The organism is Afipia sp. GW822-FHT04G07, from assembly GCF_058800765.1.
Genome location: NZ_JBXAMP010000001.1, coordinates 3,116,671 through 3,133,254 on the forward strand (window position 1 = coordinate 3,116,671; position 16,584 = coordinate 3,133,254).

The window sequence follows — 16,584 nt, forward strand, 5'->3', positions numbered from 1 at the left end:
TCGCGAGGGGTGCCTTCGGATAGTTTCCGCGCCCATTGACCCCTGACCGAAATTGACAAATCCCGCATGTTAGGCCGCCCAAAATTCGTTCTCGCCTCCGGTTCGCCGCGGCGTCTCAGCCTGCTGAATCAGGCGGGCGTCGAGCCCGATGCGCTGCGCCCCGCCGATGTCGACGAGACGCCGAAACGCGGTGAGCTGCCGCGCGCCTGCGCCAATCGTCTGGCGCGCGCCAAGGCCGATGCGGCGCTGAAGTCCGTGCAACTCGACGATGAACTGCGCGGAGCTTTCATCCTCGCCGCCGACACGGTGGTCGCGGTCGGCCGCCGCATCCTGCCGAAAGCGGAACTGGTGGACGAGGCATCGCAATGCCTGCGCCTCCTGTCCGGCCGCAATCATCGCGTCTACACCGCGATCTGCCTGGTGACGCCGAAGGAAACATTCCGTCAGCGGCTGGTGGAAACGCGGGTGCGCTTCAAGCGGCTGAGCGAGGACGACATTCAGGCCTACATCGGTTCCGGCGAATGGCGCGGCAAGGCCGGCGGCTACGCGGTGCAGGGCATCGCGGGATCGTTCGTGGTGAAGATGGTCGGTTCCTACACCAACGTCGTCGGTCTGCCGCTTTATGAAACCACCGCGCTGATGGGCGGTGAAGGCTTCCCCATTCGCTTCGGCTGGTTGAATGCCAGTTGACGGCGCCAAACGCGCGTCTGGCGCCAGACCCTGTCCGATCTGCGGCAAGCCGCCGGTCGAAGCGTCCAAGCCGTTTTGCTCGGAACGTTGCCGGGACGTCGACCTGAACCGCTGGCTCTCGGGCTCCTATGCCATTCCGGCGCGCGAGAGCGACAACGAAGACGAGCCGGAATAAGACCGTTTCAGCGCATTATGGCCCGGCCGGAAGGTCTTGAATCCGGGAGGTTTTTGAGGGTACGCCGGGCTGTGTGCCGCGGCCCTAGAAAATCCGCCGGTGGCTGGACAGGGAAGCCTAGCCTCACTATAAACCGGCGCTCTCCCCGGGCAGCGTTCGGGGCGGCGCCCAGGTAGCTCAGTTGGTAGAGCATGCGACTGAAAATCGCAGTGTCGGTGGTTCGATCCCGCCCCTGGGCACCATTCACCTCAAACCGTCAGTCATTCAGTTTGATCTGAGCTGCTGAGTCGGCTGCGATAGCTGGTCTATTCGCGGTCCCGCGCGGCAAGCAGGCGTTTGATGTGATCGAGAACCAGGCGGTGATCGTAGGGCTTGGATAGCGCCGGACCATCCTGGCAAAGATCGCCTGCTTTCTCGGCGGCCGTCGCCATGGTGCCGGCAAGGATGACGTGAGTTCCCGGATAGTTCTGCCGGATCCAGGTCGCGAGCGAGAACCGCGCTTCGCCCGAGGCGTTCACATCGGCCAGAACCGCACCGACCTGCGCAACGCCCTTCGCAAGAAACTCCCGCGCTTCGGCGTCGTTGGTCGCCTCAATCACCCGGTAACCGCATTCGCGAAGATACTCCGCCAACGGCTGACGAATAAGCACGTCGGATTCGACGATCATGACGCATTGCTTGTCGGTCGTGGTCATCGGTTCCGTTTCAGGGTTTCAGCGATCACTGACATCACTGCGGCAGAACGGTAGGGCTTGCGGATAAAAGGAGCCAGTTCGTCCACGCGCTCCGCCGGGATATTGCCGGACGTGAGAATGAGCAGGATTGCTGGATACTCGTCGCGAAGCCGGCGGGCGAGGTCGATGCCGTTCATCTCGCCGGGCATCTGGATATCGGAGAATACGAGGTCCGCCCGGCCGCCTGATGCGAGATAGGTCCACGCTTCGGTGGCATTGGCGGCCTCGATCACCGTCATGCCGGCGGCGCGAAGTTCGTCGGCGATTGAAAACCGGACAAGAAATTCATCTTCGACCACCAGCACGAAGGTCGCACGGTCTTGCGGTGCCGCAGCCAAGTCAGGAGAGTTCATTCCAGTTTACCCCGGAGCCGCGTGTCCAACGCAGACCGTGACGTCTTCGTTCCCAAAAACCGGTGATTTTCATGAATTAGCGTAGCTACTTGCCCTTGGGCGGCTGCAACTCTTTGGCCCGCAGAAGGGCGCCTATGTCGGATGACCGGATAGGATCATCGCCATCGCAATCGATGCACTTGTATTTCCGGCCGGACGAATTCCTGTCGAGCATCAGCCTCATCGGCTTATGACAGTGCGGACAGGCAGGCGGCGGCTGACCCTGGGGCATGGAAAATTGTAGGCCCCGCGCGGGATTTTCGTCAATTCCGTTTTTGCTGCATGTGACTTGACGCCTTCATCGTTGCGCACATGATCGTGCCTTGAGACAATCGGCTGTTCGGGGACAATGCCCCGGGTAGACGGGAAGCCCGATGTATCGATTGCGCCTGTTCATCGCGTTCGTCATGGCTTTGTCGGGCATCGTCCTGTTGCCCGTTTCCGGCATGGCGCAGGACAGGCTGCCGCCGAGCGAATGCCTTGCCATCGCGCAGTCGTTGCCGCGCGTCATGTTCGCCAGCCTGTCACGGATGGCGGCGGCGACAAGCGAGGTGACGATCACCTATGCCGGTCATTCGACCTACATCATCGAAACGCCGGGCAATGTGACCATCGCGACTGATTTCAGCGGCGCCTACACCGCCGGAAAATCGCCGAACGTCGTGACCATGAACCGGGCGCACTCCACGCACTACACGCTCAATCCGGATCCGCGCATCGCCCATGTGCTGCGCGGCTGGGGTGAGGATGGCAAGCCGGCGCACCATGCGCTCACCATTGGCGATGTGCTGATCCGGAACGTGACCACCGACATCCGCGCCTACCGTTTCGATTCCGAGGCTTTGCAAAAAGACGGCAACTCGATTTTCATTTTCGAGGTCGCCGGTCTTTGCATCGGTCACCTCGGCCATCTGCATCACCCGCTGGACGAGACACGCTACGCCGCGATCGGCCGTCTCGACATCGTGATGGTGCCGATCGACGGCACATATACGCTGTCGCTCGACGGCATGTCGGAGATCACGCGGCGGCTGCGCTCCTCGGTCGTGCTGCCGATGCACCGCTTCGCGACGCCGTTGAGCGATTTCATCGGGCGGATGAATGGACAGTTCGAGATGGACATTCGGCCCGAGCGGTCGCTCACCATTTCGCGCGACACGCTGCCGAAGAAGCCGACAGTCATTATTCTGGATGGCGTGTAGAGCGGAGGCGTCCTGTTCGGTGACCGATGCAGGACGCCCTGTCGAACTCAGGTCTTATCGTCGGTAGGGGCGCCGGGCGCGGTTGTTTTCACAGATGCGATCCCGCCATCTCTCGCAGTTTCCGATGAGTAGGTCTCGCTCGTTCCGATCACCTGACCGTTCGAGGCCTTGAGATTGAACATTGGGCTGCCGTTTTTGGCGTTCTTCTTTTCATAGCGCTCGTCTTTCGGCGCGTTTTCCTTGACCGACGAAATACCATTCTCGGCAGAAGCCTTGGCTTCATAATGCTCGCTTGTCAGGATTGTCTCGCCGTTTCCCGCTTTCAGAACAAAATGAAATTTTCCGCTCGCGCCTTTGCTCAGTACAAATTTCCCAGCCATCGCTTTGCTTCTCCCTGTGATGCGCGACCAGACTATTGCAGGTACGTCTCTCGCTACAAGGGTTCTTCTATGAGAGGCTTTGCGTGCAAGAGCGGCTGCATCAGAACGCCGCCGCCAGATCCTTGGCGCCTTGCAAGCCGATCTGGTTGTCCATCCGGGCGTTGGTCGCCGCCAGCAGTTTGGCCACGACGTTGTTGCGGATCGCCACCGGGTTGCGCTCATAGCCGTTGCGCTGGAAGAAATTCGATGTCGGTACGACGGTGCGCATCGCCTGCGGCATCGACACCATGTCGAAGCCGTTGCCGTCGCCGGTGAGGTTCATCATCTCAAGCTCCGCGGCGCTGAGCGATGTCATGTAGCCTTTGCGTTTGGCGAAGTTCACCGAGTCCATCAGCTTCAGTGTTTGCAGCAGCGGCCCGACATCGAGATCGAGATTGAGCGCGTGAACCGCGATACCGCGCGGCGTGACGCCGAGCTTTTCGTGCGCGCTCCATTGGTTCGGGACGGTCTTGCAGAGCGCGACCATGTGCTGGACGACTGTGATCTTGCGCTCCAGTTCGGCCTTTTGCGGCCCGGTTGCCTGATTAGCCTTGTCCCGCAGCGCCTTCAGGATGAGGCCGCCGTGTTCGGTCAGGATGCCGATGGTGTTGGTGGTGAGAAGCTGGTTGTAGCCGAGAGCAGTTGAGATCGCGCGGCCACCCGAACCTTCCAGCCCGGCCTGCACGTCATATTTGCCGTTGCCGCCGGACTCGAAGCTGTAAATGCGGACCGCCTGATCCCTGGTCAGGCCGAAGCTCGACGCTACCTTCGCATAGGCGCGCTTGAATTCGATTTCGGTCGCGGGCTTGCGCGGTGCGAACTGGAAATGCTCCCGGGCGTTGCTGAGAAAATCCGCAACCACGGGCAGCGGCTTGCGCGCCGTCGGCGGCTTTTCGGCCGGCGATGGATCGACCGGCTTCGGCGGTCCGCTGTAAACCGGCGGCTGGGTCAGGACATAGTCTGCGGCGACGATGGCTTCGCCGTTGCGCCGCTTGGCGTTGCGTGCGCGCCGCTTGTCGCCGATCGCGTTCCAATAGGCTGAGGCTTCCTCATCGAACTGCTGGCGGGCGTCGGTGTAGTCCGCCAGTTTCCGGCGATACTCCGCCATCTGCTGCGGCGTCTGCGCGAGCGTGACGGACGGCAGCATCGCCGCCATCGTGGCGGCCGCGATGCACGAAGCTGCAATCGTCCATCGAATTCCCTTCACATGAACACCGCCACGTTCTGCCGGCTGACCAGCACCGGCTGACGATCCGCATTCCACAATGTGGTCGCCTGGCTCGAATAACCGCCGATGACGCTTTCGGCTTTTGTTTCCAGAAGCCACCAGCCGTCCCTTGTCTCAAGCCTGTCGGTCAGAAGATCGATCGACCAGGTCATCGTGCTGATCGGCCCCGAAGATTTCACCAGCACAAGAGCGGCGGGCGGCGGCGCATCGGTCAGGGCGACGAGGGCCGCCATGGAGGCGGGCTTGGCCGCGTCGCGATGGCGTAGCCATATCGAAAACCCCGGATGCTTGCCTTGGCTGAACGGAACATTGCCGCCGGCGAACCGTCCTTCGAAATGCTGGATGAAGTTCAGGCCGGGGATCGGGCGGAAGAACGACGGACAATCGGCCGGCTCGGTTACGGGCGGCGCGGCCAGACTGCCGAATGCGACCGACGATTCGCGGGCCGCGCCGTAGCAGAGGGTCGCCCGTGTCGCGAGCCCGGCTTCGCCGAAAAGCTCGACGCCCACGAACACTGTCGACTTGCCCCTGCGCAGGACCGTCGGGCGGACCGTCACGGTTCCCGCCGCCGGTCCGACAAAGGAAAACTGCGCGGAACGCAGCGGCGGCAGATCGCCGAACTGCTGCGACACGCTTTCAAGGCAGAAGGCGGCGGAGAGACCGCCATAGATGGTGCGGCCCTGAAGCCAGTCTTCGGTCGCCGTGACCGAACTGGTGTCGCCGTCGGTCGTCATGCCCGCCATCAGCGCGGTGAAATCGATCATCGTATTGGACCCGTTTCTGAAATTGCCTTCCGATGTATAGCCGCACGTCGCGCCGGGGTCGCGGTCATGGCTGATATGATCGCAGAGTCGCGTGGCCGCGTGGTTCCGCATCGCGGCGGACTCACCGCGGACTCAATCGGTCAATAAAGCTGACCGAATCAAGTTATCAACAGGCGTTTGGTGCTCTCTTTGGAATCGTTCTCGCATCACGCCGCGAGATGGTTTCAAATATGAAGCTTGCGTGACTGTAGCGTGCGCGTGCGGGGCGACGATCATGAATCAGTTTGTTTCGCCGAAAGGCATTGTTTCGAGTGAGTTGTCGAAGCTGTTCGGCGATGTGCCGAAACCGGATCGCGCCCAGTGGGAGAAAACTCTCAAGGCGCTGAAGCCTTGGCTGAGCCCGGAAAAATTCGCGGAGACCGAAGCCATCCACTGGCGCATGTTCGATCGCGCGAACCGCTGGCACGAGGACAGCACGCCGCCGTCGGACGACTGATAATTTTGGGTTCCATTCGTCATTGCGAGGAGCATTTGCGACCAAGCAATCCAGTATTTTCTTCCAAAGGTTGGATTGCTTCGCTTCGCTCGCAATGACGATGTTGATGCCCGATCAAACGCCGCTGCCGGTCGATGCTGCAATCGACACGTCGTCCGATTTGGCGCGGTCGGGAGTCTCGTCTTTCCACCGCACCGACCCCAGCGGCCGTTCCAGCAGGCGATGAATCTTGATCGGCTCCGGGCCTAAGTGAAATCCGATGGCCTTCAGGTGCAGTTCGCGCTCGGATTGCGTCGAGCGGTTGCGTTGGCGCAGATAATCGAGCCAGGTCGGACAGTGATAACGTTCGATCCAGAGTTCAGGGTCTGCGATGTCGCGCGCGATCGACCAGCCGTAGGCGCCGTTGCGCTGTCGCGTCGCCTGCACCTGCAGCATGACGGTGTAGAACGCCCGTGCCTTTTCCTGACTCACGCGATATTCGACCTCGACGACGATCGGCCCGCTGCGCGACGAGATCAGAAGGTTCACTTCCGGTTCGGCAAGCGCATCGACCGGATCGGTATTGGCGCCGTCGGTCGAGGGCATCCGCAGCCAGATCGCCAGCACCGGCGAGACGAACATCACCGCGCCCGCCACCAGCAGCGCGTGATTCACGCCGATAATGTTGGCGAGGTATCCCCACAGCCAGCTTCCGATTGCCACGCCGCCGGCAATCGCCGCCTGATAGGCGGCCAGCGCGCGGCCCGCTACCCAGCGCGGTGTTGCGAGCTGAACGCCGATATTGAACAGCGTGACCGCGATCATCCACGACACGCCGGCGACGACCAGCGCCGCGCCGGTCAGCACCGGCCAGCGGCTGAGCGCCAGCACGCCGATGGCGACACCCATCGCCAGCGCGCACAGCCGGACCGCAGCCTCGCCGGAGAGACGGGCGCGGATGCTTGAAATATTGACGGCCCCGAGCACGCCGCCCATGCCGAAGCATCCCAGCATGATGCCGTAGGTCTGCGCGCTGCCGTGAAGGATGTCGCGCGCCACCAAAGGCAGCAGCGCCAGCACCGAGCCGCCCGCGATGCCGGTGATCAGCGTGCGATACAGCACGATGCGGATCGATGGCGAGTGAATGATGTAGCGCACGCCGGAGACGACGGCCCGGCGCAGCCGTTCGGGCGGAAGCCGCGACGGCTCGAGCGTGCGCCGCCAGAGATACAGCACGATGAGAAGAGGAACGTACAACAGCACGTTGGAGACAAAGGCCGCGACGGCGCCGGCAGCCGCCACGATGACGCCGCCCAGCGCCGGGCCGAAACTGCGCGCAATGTTGTAGCTGATGCCGTTCAGCGCGACCGCTGCGGGCAACGTATCGGCGGGGACCTGCTCGCTGACGGACGCCTGCCACGCCGGTCCGAACAGCGCCATGCCGCTGCCGATCATGAAGCAGAACAGCAGCAGACTGTTGGGTGTAATGGCATCGAGATGGGCGAGAACGGCGAGCGTCACCGCGCCGACGAGGCCGAGCGTCAGTGCAGCGAGGCCGACGATGCGCCGGTCGTACATGTCGGCGATGGCGCCTGCGGCGAGCGACAGCAGCATGATCGGCAGCATCAGCGCGGTCTGCACCAGCGCCACCATGTCGGCGGACGATGTCATCTGCGTCATCGCCCATGCCGCGCCGACGCCGTTGATCATCAGGCCGAGATTGGACAGCAGGCTCGCCAGCCAGATCCGCCGGAACACCGCATGACGCAATGGCGCGGCGAAGCCGTTCGCCGCAAGCAGGGACGGTTTGGCGGATTTGTCGGTGGTCGCGGTCAAAACGGGAATCCCTGGAATCGCTGCACTGGAAACGGAGCTGGCTGAAACGCAGTATGAAGCTGGAATGTGTTACAATCGGAGCAGGTTGAAAAGAGACTTGCTACCAGCGCCATTGTCCGTCGTCTCCCCAGCGGGACCGGTAGCCGACAAGGCGCATCCAGCGCGTCACGATCTGGTCGAATCCCGTCACGTAGCCGCAGGCTGTGTCGCGTGTCCATTTCGTGTCGGCCTTGACGTCGGCGATGGTTTTCTCGGCCGCATATGTGAAGAGCTGAAGCGGCTTCGACGGGTCGTTGACCTCGGTGCGGTTGGCGATCAGTTCGCGGTCCAGCTTGTTGAACACCACGCAGGGGATGCTCGCGTAAGTCAGCCGCAGTTCATCGGTCACCACGCGCGCATCGTCGGGCGGCGGCTCGATCCGGTAGGACAGAAGGAAAGCGGTTGCGGCGAGCGCCGCCGCGAGACCGGCGCCGGTCAAGATCAGCCAGACCTGACGCGGCTGCTTTTCCTGGCGCGGCTGTGTCGCGGATGTTCTTGGGTTCTGTCCGGCATCCTTGGTTCGTATCGGGCGCGGCATGAACTCGACAATGGCAGGATCGGTGAAATGTTCCCCGCCGCCGCAGCGGACCACAATCCGCCACGGCGTCGGGGATGGTCTGGTTATTCAGGCTTGAGCTTGGCGAACTCCGCGACCTTGCCCCACTTCTCGGTCTCCGCGATGACGAACGCCTGCATTTCCTCGGGCGTGTTGCCGATCGGCTCGCCGCCCAGTTTCCGGATACGCTCGATTCCGTCGGCCGACTTGATGTACTTGATGATGCTCGCGTTGAGCTTCATCACGATATCCTTCGGCACCTTCGCTGGAGCGGCGACGGTGAACCACGAGGCCGCGTCATAGCCCTTTACGGTCTCTGCGATCGGGGGAATGTTGGGCAGCAACGGCCAGCGCTCCGCAGTGCTGATCGCGAGTGGCCGCACCGATCCTGCTTCGGCGAACGGAAGCACCGCCGGCAGATTGTCGATCATTAGATGGACGCGGCCCGCCACAAGATCGGTCAGCGCGGGAGCGCTGCCCTTGTAGGGAACGTGCACGATGTCGATGCCGGTCATCGATTTCAGCAGTTCGGTGGACAGATGGGCGGTGCTGCCGAGGCCGGGCGTTCCATAGAGATATTTGCCGGGGCTGGCTTTCGCGAGCGCCAGGAACTCGGCGACGGATTTCGCCGGCACTTCCGGAGTGACCGAGAACAGGTTCGGCACGCGCGCGATAATGGTGACCGGCTGGATGTCCTTGATCGGATCGTAAGGCATGTTCTTCTGAACATACTTGTTGATCGCGTGAGTGCCGGGCGTGCCCACGATGAAGGTGTAGCCATCCGGTTCGGACTTCGCGACGAAATCAGCCGCGATGTTGCCGCCGGCGCCGGTCTTGTTTTCGATGATGAACTGCTGGCCGTATTCTTCGGAGAGCTTCTGCGCGACCAGCCGGCCGAGAATGTCGGTGGTGCCGCCCGCCGAGAAGGGGACGACGAATTTGACGGGGCGGTCCGGCCATGCGGCGGCTTTCGACGTGCGCGTCAGGAAAGGCACGGCGGCGAATGCGGCTGCGCCGCCCGCAAGAACGGAGCGGCGTGTGACGCGGGCGCCTGAGGGAGGCTGCGCGGAAGCGGGTCGCTTGGACATCTTGGGTAAGTCTCCTCGTTTCGGACCGCCTGTGCGGACCTTGTTCCTGATCGCCGTTGGCCGGCTGATGGCAGGAGGGTTCTAGAGGAAGCCCGGCGCGTTGACTATTATCCTTGCGCCTCAGGATCTGCCGTCGAGAGCTGTGTCGGGCGGCGTCATCGCAATGCAACAAATCATGTCCGGACGGGACAGAACGGTCTGTACGGCCGCGGGGTTTCCATACCCATCGCCGACGACCGGACCGAATGTTCCATCTGAATTCAGGCGGGTTGACCGCGAAGGAACTCTCAATACAAAGGCTTTGTTTTGCTGTTGCTGTCTGCGCAACGGCGGAAGCAATCCGTACCGCTGACGGCGGTTGCCTGAGGTGATGCCTTGAGTCTCTGTCTTGCCGGTGTCGTGAAGTCTCTGGCGGTGACGGCGGCCATGCTGTCGGGGACGCACCCGGCCGCGACAATCGCGTGGCAGGAGAACTGGCGCGTCACGCAGCAGGCGGTAATCCAGATCGCCGAGACGACGGAGCCAGATCAGAAAAAGCCCGAGACCACGCCAGCCACCGCGCCGATGGCCAACAGCGCCATCATCGCGGAGCATGTTGCCGCCTTGATCGCCCGTGCCCGCGCCAATCATGCGAAGGGTGATTTCGACCGCGCCCGCGAGGATGGCGACGAGATCATTCGCCTCGATCCGCGGAATATCGAGGCGTTTGTGGTCCGTGGCGATGCCAACGTCGGCGCAAAGCAATACGAGAAGGCGATCGACGACTACGATGCGGCGATCCGGCTCGATCCGAGCAGCGCGAGGTTGTTTTCGTTGCGTGCGTCGGCATTCGCGTCAAGGCAGGAGCCGCGTCTTGCCGTGCGCGACTACACGGAAGCGATTCGTTTGAATCCCAAGGATGTAAAGTTATTCACGGCGCGCGCCGCAGTCTTCAAGAAAACCCGGCGCTACGATCTTGCCATCGACGACCAGAGCGAAGCCATTCGTCTCGATCCCGCCTCGGCCGAGCTTTACGATAGCCGCGGAGAGACTTATGCGCGCAACAATGCTTATGAGAAGGCGATTGAAGACTACAGCAATGCCATTCGCCTGAAGCCGCTGGCGAAATTCTACCTGAACCGCGGCACCGCCTATCAGCTCAAGGATGATCTGGATTCCGCCCTGGCCGATTTCAGCAAGGCCATCGAGCTCAACAGTAAGCTAGCGCTTGCCTACAACAATCGCGGCACGGTGTTGCGGGCGAAGGGCAATCGCCCGCGCGCACTCGCGGACTTCACGACGGCCGCCCGGCTCGATCCGGACCTGGAGATCGCGGTCACGCATCGCAAGGACCTTGCACGCGAGATCGAACGCATGGGCGCGCAGATGCCGCTGAAGGAGAAGGCCAAATAAAGAATTGAAAATCGATTTTTGTATTATGATTGAGAAATACGCTCCGGGAGACCATCAAGAATGACCACCATTTCCACCAGCCGCTATGCGGAAGTCCACGCGCGTTCGATGCGCGATCCCGAAGGATTCTGGGCCGAAGCGGCGCGCGAGATCGACTGGATCGAGCCGGCGAAGAAAATCTTCGATCCGTCGCAGGGTCTTTACGGCCACTGGTTCGCAGGCGCGGTGGTCAACACCTGCTACAATGCGCTCGACCGTCATGTCGCCGGCGGCCGTGCGGATCAGGTCGCGCTGATTCATGACTCGCCGCTGTCCAACACGATCACGAAATTCACCTATGCGGAATTGCTGCACGAGGTGCAGACCCTGGCTGCGGTGATGCAGGATTTCGGCGTGGTGAAGGGCGACCGCGTCATTCTTTACATGCCGATGGTGCCGCAGGCGATGGTGGCGATGCTGGCCTGCGCACGCATTGGCGCGATTCATTCGGTGGTGTTCGGCGGCTTCGCGGCGAAAGAACTCGCCACCCGCATCGAAGATGCCGAGCCGAAGCTCATTCTCTCCGCAAGCTGCGGCCTCGAGCCCGGCCGCATCGTGCAGTACAAGCCGCTGCTCGATGAAGCGATCAACCTGTCAAGCGTGAAGCCGCAGGCCTGCATCATCCTGCAGCGCCCGCAGCAGACCTGCGATCTGGTCAGCGGCCGCGATCACGACTGGAACGAGCTGCGCGACGCCGCGATCAAGGCGAAGAAATCCGCGCCCTGCGTGCCGGTGCTGGCGACCGACCCGCTCTACATCCTCTACACCTCCGGGACGACTGGAAAGCCCAAGGGCGTGGTGCGCGACAACGGCGGACATCTGGTCGCGCTGAAATGGTCGATGTTCAATCTCTACGGCGTCAAGCCGGGCGAGGTATGGTGGTGCGGCTCCGACATCGGCTGGGTGGTCGGCCACAGCTACATCATCTATGGCCCGTTGTTTCATGGCGCGACCTCGATCATGTACGAGGGCAAGCCGATCGGCACGCCGGACGCCGGCGCGTTCTGGCGCGTGATCTCGCAGCACAAGGCGGTGGCGTTCTTCACCGCGCCGACGGCGTTTCGCGCCATCAAGAAGGAAGATCCGAACGGCGACTTCATCCGCAAATACGATCTGTCGAAATTTCGCACGCTGTTTCTCGCGGGCGAGCGCGCCGATCCGCCCACAGTGGAGTGGGCCGAACAGCAATTGAAGGTGCCGGTGGTAGATCACTGGTGGCAGACCGAAACCGGCTGGTGCATCGCCGGCAATCCGGTCGGCCTCGGGATGCTGCCGGTCAAGCATGGCTCGCCGACGGTGCCGATGCCGGGCTATCAGGTTGACGTGGTGGATGAAGCGGCGAAGCCGCTTCCCGCGGGCACCATGGGCTCTATCGTCATCAAGCTGCCGTTGCCGCCCGCGAACCTGCCGACGTTGTGGAAGCAGGACGAGCGCTGCAAGGAGGCTTACTTCAACGAATTTCCCGGCTACTACAAAACCTCCGATGCCGGCTACAAGGACGAGGACGGCTATGTCTTCGTCATGGGCCGCACCGACGACATCATCAATGTCGCGGGCCATCGGCTCTCCACCGGCGGCATGGAGGAGGTGCTGGCCTCGCATCCGGATGTCGCCGAATGCGCGGTGCTCGGCATCAAGGACGCGGTGAAGGGCGAGGTGCCGTGCGGCTTCCTCGTGCTGAAAGCGGGCGTGACGCGGCCGGTCGCCGAGATCGAAAAGGAAATCGTCGCGCTGGTGCGCGACAAGATCGGTCCCGTCGCGGCGTTCAAGCTCGCGATCACGGTGGCGCGGCTGCCGAAGACGCGCTCCGGCAAGATCCTGCGCGGCACCATCAAGAAGATCGCCGACCATGAGCCGTGGACCATGCCCGCGACCATCGAGGATCCCGCGGTGCTGGACGAAATCAAGACGGCCCTCAGCGGCCGAACCTAGGAGAAAGACAATGAACGAAGACGTATTCAACACCAGCGTGCGAAAGTTCCTCAAGCAGGTCGGCGTCACCTCACAGCGCGAGATCGAAAAGGCCGTGCGCGAGGCGATTGCCGGCGGCCGCCTGAAGGGCAGCGAAAAGCTGCCGGCCAAAATGGTGCTGACGGTCGGCGGCGTCGCGCTTTCGTTTACGGTCGATGGCGAACTCGAGCTTGCATAGGCTCAAGACGCTGTTTTACCGGAATTTGGACGTTTGCGAGGGCGCCTCAGAACGCGAGGCAATCACAATCGTCATCATCGGGGCATAGCCGTTCGAAGGACGGCGTCGCTTCGCTCGACCGGTGATCCACGCCTTGCTTTCGCCCGTTGTGGCGGTCAAAGACGTGGATGGCCGGGTCAAGCCCGGCCATGACGAAATCTGAGAGTCTTTTCGTGGTCACCTGATGCAGACAACATTCCGTATGATGCTCGCTTTCGCCACCGTCGCCCTGCTGCTGACGGGGTGCGCCCAGTTCGAGCGGAAACAGCCGATCGCCGCCGATGACGGTGACGCCTATTGCCGCGCCAACGCTGCCGCCGGGCCCGGTTCGCCGGCGTTTGCCGCCTGCCTGAAGGACCGCCAGGCCGCCAACACCCAGTCCAGCGAAACACGGATCGAGCGCGCCCACCGCAATCTGGCGGAAGACATGCTCAACAATAGGCGCTAATGCTGCCTGGTAATCCGGTTCTGACATTCTTGTCCGGACACGAGTTCGGCGGCCGATGCCGCGCATCACGAAGGACATGTTATGGCGGTCAGGGACAGCAACGGCAACGAGTTGAAAGAAGGCGACACCGTCGTCGTCATCAAGGATCTGAAAGTGAAGGGTGCGTCCAGCGGCCTCAAGCGCGGCACGGTGGTGAAGAACATTCATCTCACCGATAACGAGGACGAGATCGAAGGCCGCACCGACAAGATCAAGGGTCTGGTGCTGCGCACGGAATTTCTCAAGAAGGCATGAGCGTCGCGGTCGGCCGTTGTGAACGCCGCGATTTGAAAGCTCTGCGATTCGGAAGCCTGGTGACATGATGTTTGCGTTGAAACGAAAATATATCGTCCTTGCCGTCGCGGCGCTGGCCGTGACGGTGCTGGCGTTCGAGCCTGCGCGCACCGCGCCGGCGCAGGAGCAGGCTGCCGTCTCCGATGTGTTGAGCAAGGATGCCGTGCTGCGCGACCCCGAGATTCCCGCTCTCGGAAATCCGCAGGGCGACATTACGATTGTCGAATACCTCGATTACCAGTGTCCTTACTGCAAGAAGATCTCGCCGGTGGTCGATCAGGTGGTGCGTGAGGACGGCAAGGTGCGGCGGGTGCTGAAGGATTGGCCGATCCTCGGCGATCCATCGGGTTATGCCGCGCGGCTGGTGCTGGCCACGAAGTATCAGAACAAGTATGAGGCCGCGCACCGCGCTCTGATGGCCAAGGTCGGCCGCCTGACCGAAGCGGTGATCGACGACACGCTGACACAGGCCGGTGTCGATGTCGCCAAGGCCAAGGCGGATCTCGCGGCCAACAAAGGCAAGATCGATGCGGTGCTCAAGCGCAACAATGCGCAGGCGGAAGAGTTCGGCTTTCGCGGCACGCCGGCGTTTGTGGTCGGCACCTTCCGCGTCCCCGGCGGCCTGACCGCGGAGCAGTTCAAGCTCGCGATCGCGGATGCAAGGAAGGCGGCGAAGAACGGCGGGGCGAAAAGGAAGTAGAATTGGTGTTCCTACGGGATCAACTTTCGCTTGTAGGTGAGTAAAATTGCCACCACAATTCTCGTAGCGGGGGCGCTACGAGATGGGATTTCGATTTCGTCGATCACTCAAGATACTGCCGGGCGTTCGTCTGAACTTGAGCGGCAGCGGGGCATCGGTGTCCCTTGGCCCTCGTGGATTTCATTACACTATTGGATCGAAGGGTACGCGAATAACCACCGGTATTCCCGGCACAGGTCTCTCGTGGTCTCAGTATACGCCTCATTCGAGCCCACGCCCGAACACGCCGGCGGTTTCCGATCATTCGTTTCGATCTGAAGGAGAGATGCCAATCGGAGCTAGCGAGCCAACGCTCCTTCCGATTGAGAGTGCTTCCGCAGAAAGGATAAATGCGTTCTCGACGAGTGAACTAGCGCCAATTTTGAATGCCGCAAATCGCAGGCTTCAATTTGCGTCCCTTATTCTGCTTATAAGTGTATTGCTTTTTGTACTTGCGCTTGTTCACGGAAATCAACTTTGGCAATCGCTAAGTGCTCTGTATGCGACGATATGCATACCGCTTGCCATTGGGCTCGACCGCTATCGTCGCTCCGTGAAAATTACTTACGAACCGCAGGGTGCAGCAGGCCAGATAGCAAATGCGCTGGTCGATTCTTTTAACGACTTGGCTTCCTGTAACTCGGTTTGGAGGGTGCAAGCAGAGGGTAATACGGCGGATTGGAAAAGGAACGCCGGAGCGACGGTTTTAAATCGACGCAAACGAATCCAGATAGGATTAGACCGTCCAACCTGTATTCGTAGAGGGCCGGTATTCCCTGCTTTAAAGTCCGGAAAGGAAGAGATTTACCTTTTGCCGGATGCGGCATTGATTGTCGCAAATGGTTCGGTTGCGGCCGTTCCTTATGAGCATTTGAACGTATTGAACTCGCGAACCAAATTTATCGAAGAGGAGAGTCCACCTGCTGACGCGCCGATTGTTGGCTATACGTGGCGCTATGTAAACAAGAAGGGTGGGCCTGATCGCAGATTCAATTCCAACAAGCAGCTTCCTGTATGCTTATACGGTGAACTGCATTTTTCTTCTGGAGGGGGGTTGAATTGCAAGATTCATTACTCGAACCCCGAAGCTGCTAATCGGTTGTGCAACGTAATTGGAGTTCTGCACAAAGCGTCACTGGAGTTGCCAAAGGCAATTTCGTACATCAAAACTGCCAAACAATGGCCGACGATTTGCTTCTTCGCTTGTGCAACGTTCCTTGGTGCAAGCCAAACTCTTTTTCTTCCTAGTGTGCAGGATCGTATTTTTTCGCGCTATCCTAGTTTAGGACCGACGAAGTCATCCGACACGCAACAAGCCGCGCCGCCTCGGCCAATTTTTGAAAAAGAAAACTTCAAGACACCTGACTTTAAAGCTTTTCCTGCGCCTCAGATAGTGCACCGGCCAATTCAATCGATGGAGAATGGTCCGGTAAATTTATTGCCCAGTACCGTGCCCTTGCCGCGCCGTCGCCCCAAGTTGTCAGCCCCATCTCCATCGGTTCGCGAGAATGAGGGTCTAATTCGGCAATAACCGCTCCTATACCTTGACAAACGCCTAAAAGAATATATTCCTATTTTCGATGATCTCGCCGTCTCATGAGCGGCGGGAGAACGCGAAGTGACGACGGTGGAGCGCCGGGAGGCGCAGCGCCAAAGTCATTTGGCGCGCGCGGTCCTCGCAAGATCGCGCAGGCGGACCGATCGCAAGGTTCGCCTTACGGGTGTCTCGCAAACACCCCGGCGCCTCCCGAAGCTCCATCGCCTTCGCGCGCATGCGCGGAGTGCAACGTGTCTCACAACTCGGACGCGTCGAGCGCCGCGAGGCGCGTTGATATGGATTGCCGGGA

Annotated in this window: 19 protein-coding genes, 1 tRNA gene and 1 pseudogene; 12 read left to right on the forward strand and 9 right to left on the reverse strand. The window is 61.1% G+C overall.

Annotated elements, in window-relative coordinates; genetic code table 11:
• Window positions 1-66: 66 nt before the first annotated feature.
• From AC1RKJ_RS15230 to AC1RKJ_RS15240, 3 genes are all read left to right on the forward strand, one after another.
• Entirely contained in the window at window positions 67-690 is a 624-nt protein-coding gene (locus tag AC1RKJ_RS15230) for a Maf-like protein (protein WP_492791766.1), read from the forward strand.
• Window positions 680-865 carry a DNA gyrase inhibitor YacG gene (gene yacG / locus AC1RKJ_RS15235; RefSeq protein WP_492791767.1) on the forward strand — a complete coding sequence of 62 codons (186 nt, stop codon included), beginning with the start codon at window positions 680-682 and terminating at the stop codon, window positions 863-865. The genes AC1RKJ_RS15230 and yacG overlap by 11 nt, the downstream gene beginning before the upstream one ends.
• 166 nt (window positions 866-1,031) lie before the next feature.
• Window positions 1,032-1,107 (forward strand) — tRNA-Phe (locus tag AC1RKJ_RS15240).
• A gap of 63 nt (window positions 1,108-1,170) precedes the next feature.
• Here AC1RKJ_RS15240 and AC1RKJ_RS15245 read toward each other — a convergent pair.
• The gene (locus AC1RKJ_RS15245; protein ID WP_492791768.1) at window positions 1,171-1,560 is read right to left on the reverse strand and encodes a response regulator; all 390 of its coding nucleotides are present in this window, start codon (window positions 1,558-1,560) and stop codon (window positions 1,171-1,173) included.
• Entirely contained in the window at window positions 1,557-1,952 is a 396-nt protein-coding gene (locus AC1RKJ_RS15250) for a response regulator (RefSeq protein WP_492791769.1), read from the reverse strand. The genes AC1RKJ_RS15245 and AC1RKJ_RS15250 overlap by 4 nt, the downstream gene beginning before the upstream one ends.
• 413 nt (window positions 1,953-2,365) lie before the next feature.
• On the opposite strand from AC1RKJ_RS15250, the gene AC1RKJ_RS15255 reads away from it, so the two are divergent.
• Window positions 2,366-3,193 carry an MBL fold metallo-hydrolase gene (locus tag AC1RKJ_RS15255; protein WP_492791770.1) on the forward strand — a complete coding sequence of 276 codons (828 nt, stop codon included), beginning with the start codon at window positions 2,366-2,368 and terminating at the stop codon, window positions 3,191-3,193.
• Between the two features lie 47 nt (window positions 3,194-3,240).
• On the opposite strand, the gene AC1RKJ_RS15260 is transcribed toward AC1RKJ_RS15255, so the two are convergent.
• From AC1RKJ_RS15260 to AC1RKJ_RS15270, 3 genes are all read right to left on the reverse strand, one after another.
• The gene (locus AC1RKJ_RS15260) at window positions 3,241-3,573 is read right to left on the reverse strand and encodes a YegP family protein (RefSeq protein WP_492791771.1); all 333 of its coding nucleotides are present in this window, start codon (window positions 3,571-3,573) and stop codon (window positions 3,241-3,243) included.
• Between the two features lie 100 nt (window positions 3,574-3,673).
• Complete coding sequence (locus tag AC1RKJ_RS15265; protein ID WP_492792764.1) at window positions 3,674-4,768, reverse strand: hypothetical protein; 1,095 nt, start codon at window positions 4,766-4,768, stop codon at window positions 3,674-3,676.
• A 47-nt stretch (window positions 4,769-4,815) separates the two neighbouring features.
• The gene (locus AC1RKJ_RS15270) at window positions 4,816-5,604 is read right to left on the reverse strand and encodes a thioesterase family protein (RefSeq protein ID WP_492791772.1); all 789 of its coding nucleotides are present in this window, start codon (window positions 5,602-5,604) and stop codon (window positions 4,816-4,818) included.
• A gap of 274 nt (window positions 5,605-5,878) precedes the next feature.
• Between AC1RKJ_RS15270 and AC1RKJ_RS15275 the strand changes: the two genes are divergently transcribed.
• Entirely contained in the window at window positions 5,879-6,100 is a 222-nt protein-coding gene (locus AC1RKJ_RS15275) for a hypothetical protein (RefSeq protein WP_492791773.1), read from the forward strand.
• A gap of 114 nt (window positions 6,101-6,214) precedes the next feature.
• Here AC1RKJ_RS15275 and AC1RKJ_RS15280 read toward each other — a convergent pair whose 3' ends face one another.
• The 3 genes from AC1RKJ_RS15280 to AC1RKJ_RS15290 all read right to left on the reverse strand — a co-directional run bounded on the left by AC1RKJ_RS15280 (window position 6,215) and on the right by AC1RKJ_RS15290 (window position 9,598).
• Window positions 6,215-7,915 (reverse strand): MFS transporter, encoded by a 1,701-nt coding sequence (locus tag AC1RKJ_RS15280; RefSeq protein WP_492791774.1) that lies wholly within the window; start codon window positions 7,913-7,915, stop codon window positions 6,215-6,217.
• A 100-nt stretch (window positions 7,916-8,015) separates the two neighbouring features.
• Window positions 8,016-8,492, reverse strand: a complete 477-nt coding sequence (locus AC1RKJ_RS15285; protein WP_492791775.1) for a hypothetical protein — start codon at window positions 8,490-8,492, stop codon at window positions 8,016-8,018.
• Between the two features lie 83 nt (window positions 8,493-8,575).
• Complete coding sequence (locus AC1RKJ_RS15290; RefSeq protein ID WP_492791776.1) at window positions 8,576-9,598, reverse strand: Bug family tripartite tricarboxylate transporter substrate binding protein; 1,023 nt, start codon at window positions 9,596-9,598, stop codon at window positions 8,576-8,578.
• Between the two features lie 375 nt (window positions 9,599-9,973).
• Between AC1RKJ_RS15290 and AC1RKJ_RS15295 the strand changes: the two genes are divergently transcribed.
• Genes AC1RKJ_RS15295 through AC1RKJ_RS15305 form a run of 3 tightly spaced genes read left to right on the forward strand, consistent with a single transcriptional unit; the run spans window position 9,974 to window position 13,178 of the window.
• Window positions 9,974-10,990: a tetratricopeptide repeat protein gene (locus AC1RKJ_RS15295; protein WP_492791777.1), complete on the forward strand. Its 1,017-nt coding sequence runs from the start codon at window positions 9,974-9,976 to the stop codon at window positions 10,988-10,990.
• A 60-nt stretch (window positions 10,991-11,050) separates the two neighbouring features.
• On the forward strand, window positions 11,051-12,961 hold the full coding sequence (locus AC1RKJ_RS15300; RefSeq protein ID WP_492791778.1) for a propionyl-CoA synthetase: 1,911 nt from the start codon (window positions 11,051-11,053) through the stop codon (window positions 12,959-12,961).
• Window positions 12,962-12,971: 10 nt separating this feature from the next.
• Complete coding sequence (locus AC1RKJ_RS15305) at window positions 12,972-13,178, forward strand: DUF6494 family protein (RefSeq protein ID WP_492791779.1); 207 nt, start codon at window positions 12,972-12,974, stop codon at window positions 13,176-13,178.
• Between the two features lie 46 nt (window positions 13,179-13,224).
• Here the strand turns inward: AC1RKJ_RS15305 and AC1RKJ_RS15310 are convergent, their stop codons facing one another.
• Complete coding sequence (locus AC1RKJ_RS15310; protein WP_492791780.1) at window positions 13,225-13,692, reverse strand: hypothetical protein; 468 nt, start codon at window positions 13,690-13,692, stop codon at window positions 13,225-13,227.
• 54 nt (window positions 13,693-13,746) lie between these two features.
• Between AC1RKJ_RS15310 and AC1RKJ_RS15315 the strand changes: the two genes are divergently transcribed.
• The 4 genes and pseudogenes from AC1RKJ_RS15315 (at window position 13,747) to AC1RKJ_RS15330 (ending at window position 16,268) form a co-directional block, all read left to right on the forward strand.
• Window positions 13,747-13,959, forward strand: a complete 213-nt coding sequence (locus tag AC1RKJ_RS15315) for an alkylphosphonate utilization protein (protein ID WP_492278954.1) — start codon at window positions 13,747-13,749, stop codon at window positions 13,957-13,959.
• A gap of 67 nt (window positions 13,960-14,026) precedes the next feature.
• A complete protein-coding gene (locus AC1RKJ_RS15320; RefSeq protein WP_492792765.1) occupies window positions 14,027-14,698 on the forward strand; it encodes a DsbA family protein in 672 nt (223 codons plus the stop codon).
• A gap of 82 nt (window positions 14,699-14,780) precedes the next feature.
• Window positions 14,781-14,936: pseudogene (locus tag AC1RKJ_RS15325) on the forward strand (DUF4236 domain-containing protein); the annotation flags it as partial.
• 87 nt (window positions 14,937-15,023) lie between these two features.
• Window positions 15,024-16,268 (forward strand): hypothetical protein, encoded by a 1,245-nt coding sequence (locus AC1RKJ_RS15330; protein ID WP_492792813.1) that lies wholly within the window; start codon window positions 15,024-15,026, stop codon window positions 16,266-16,268.
• The last annotated feature ends 316 nt before the right edge of the window (window positions 16,269-16,584 follow it).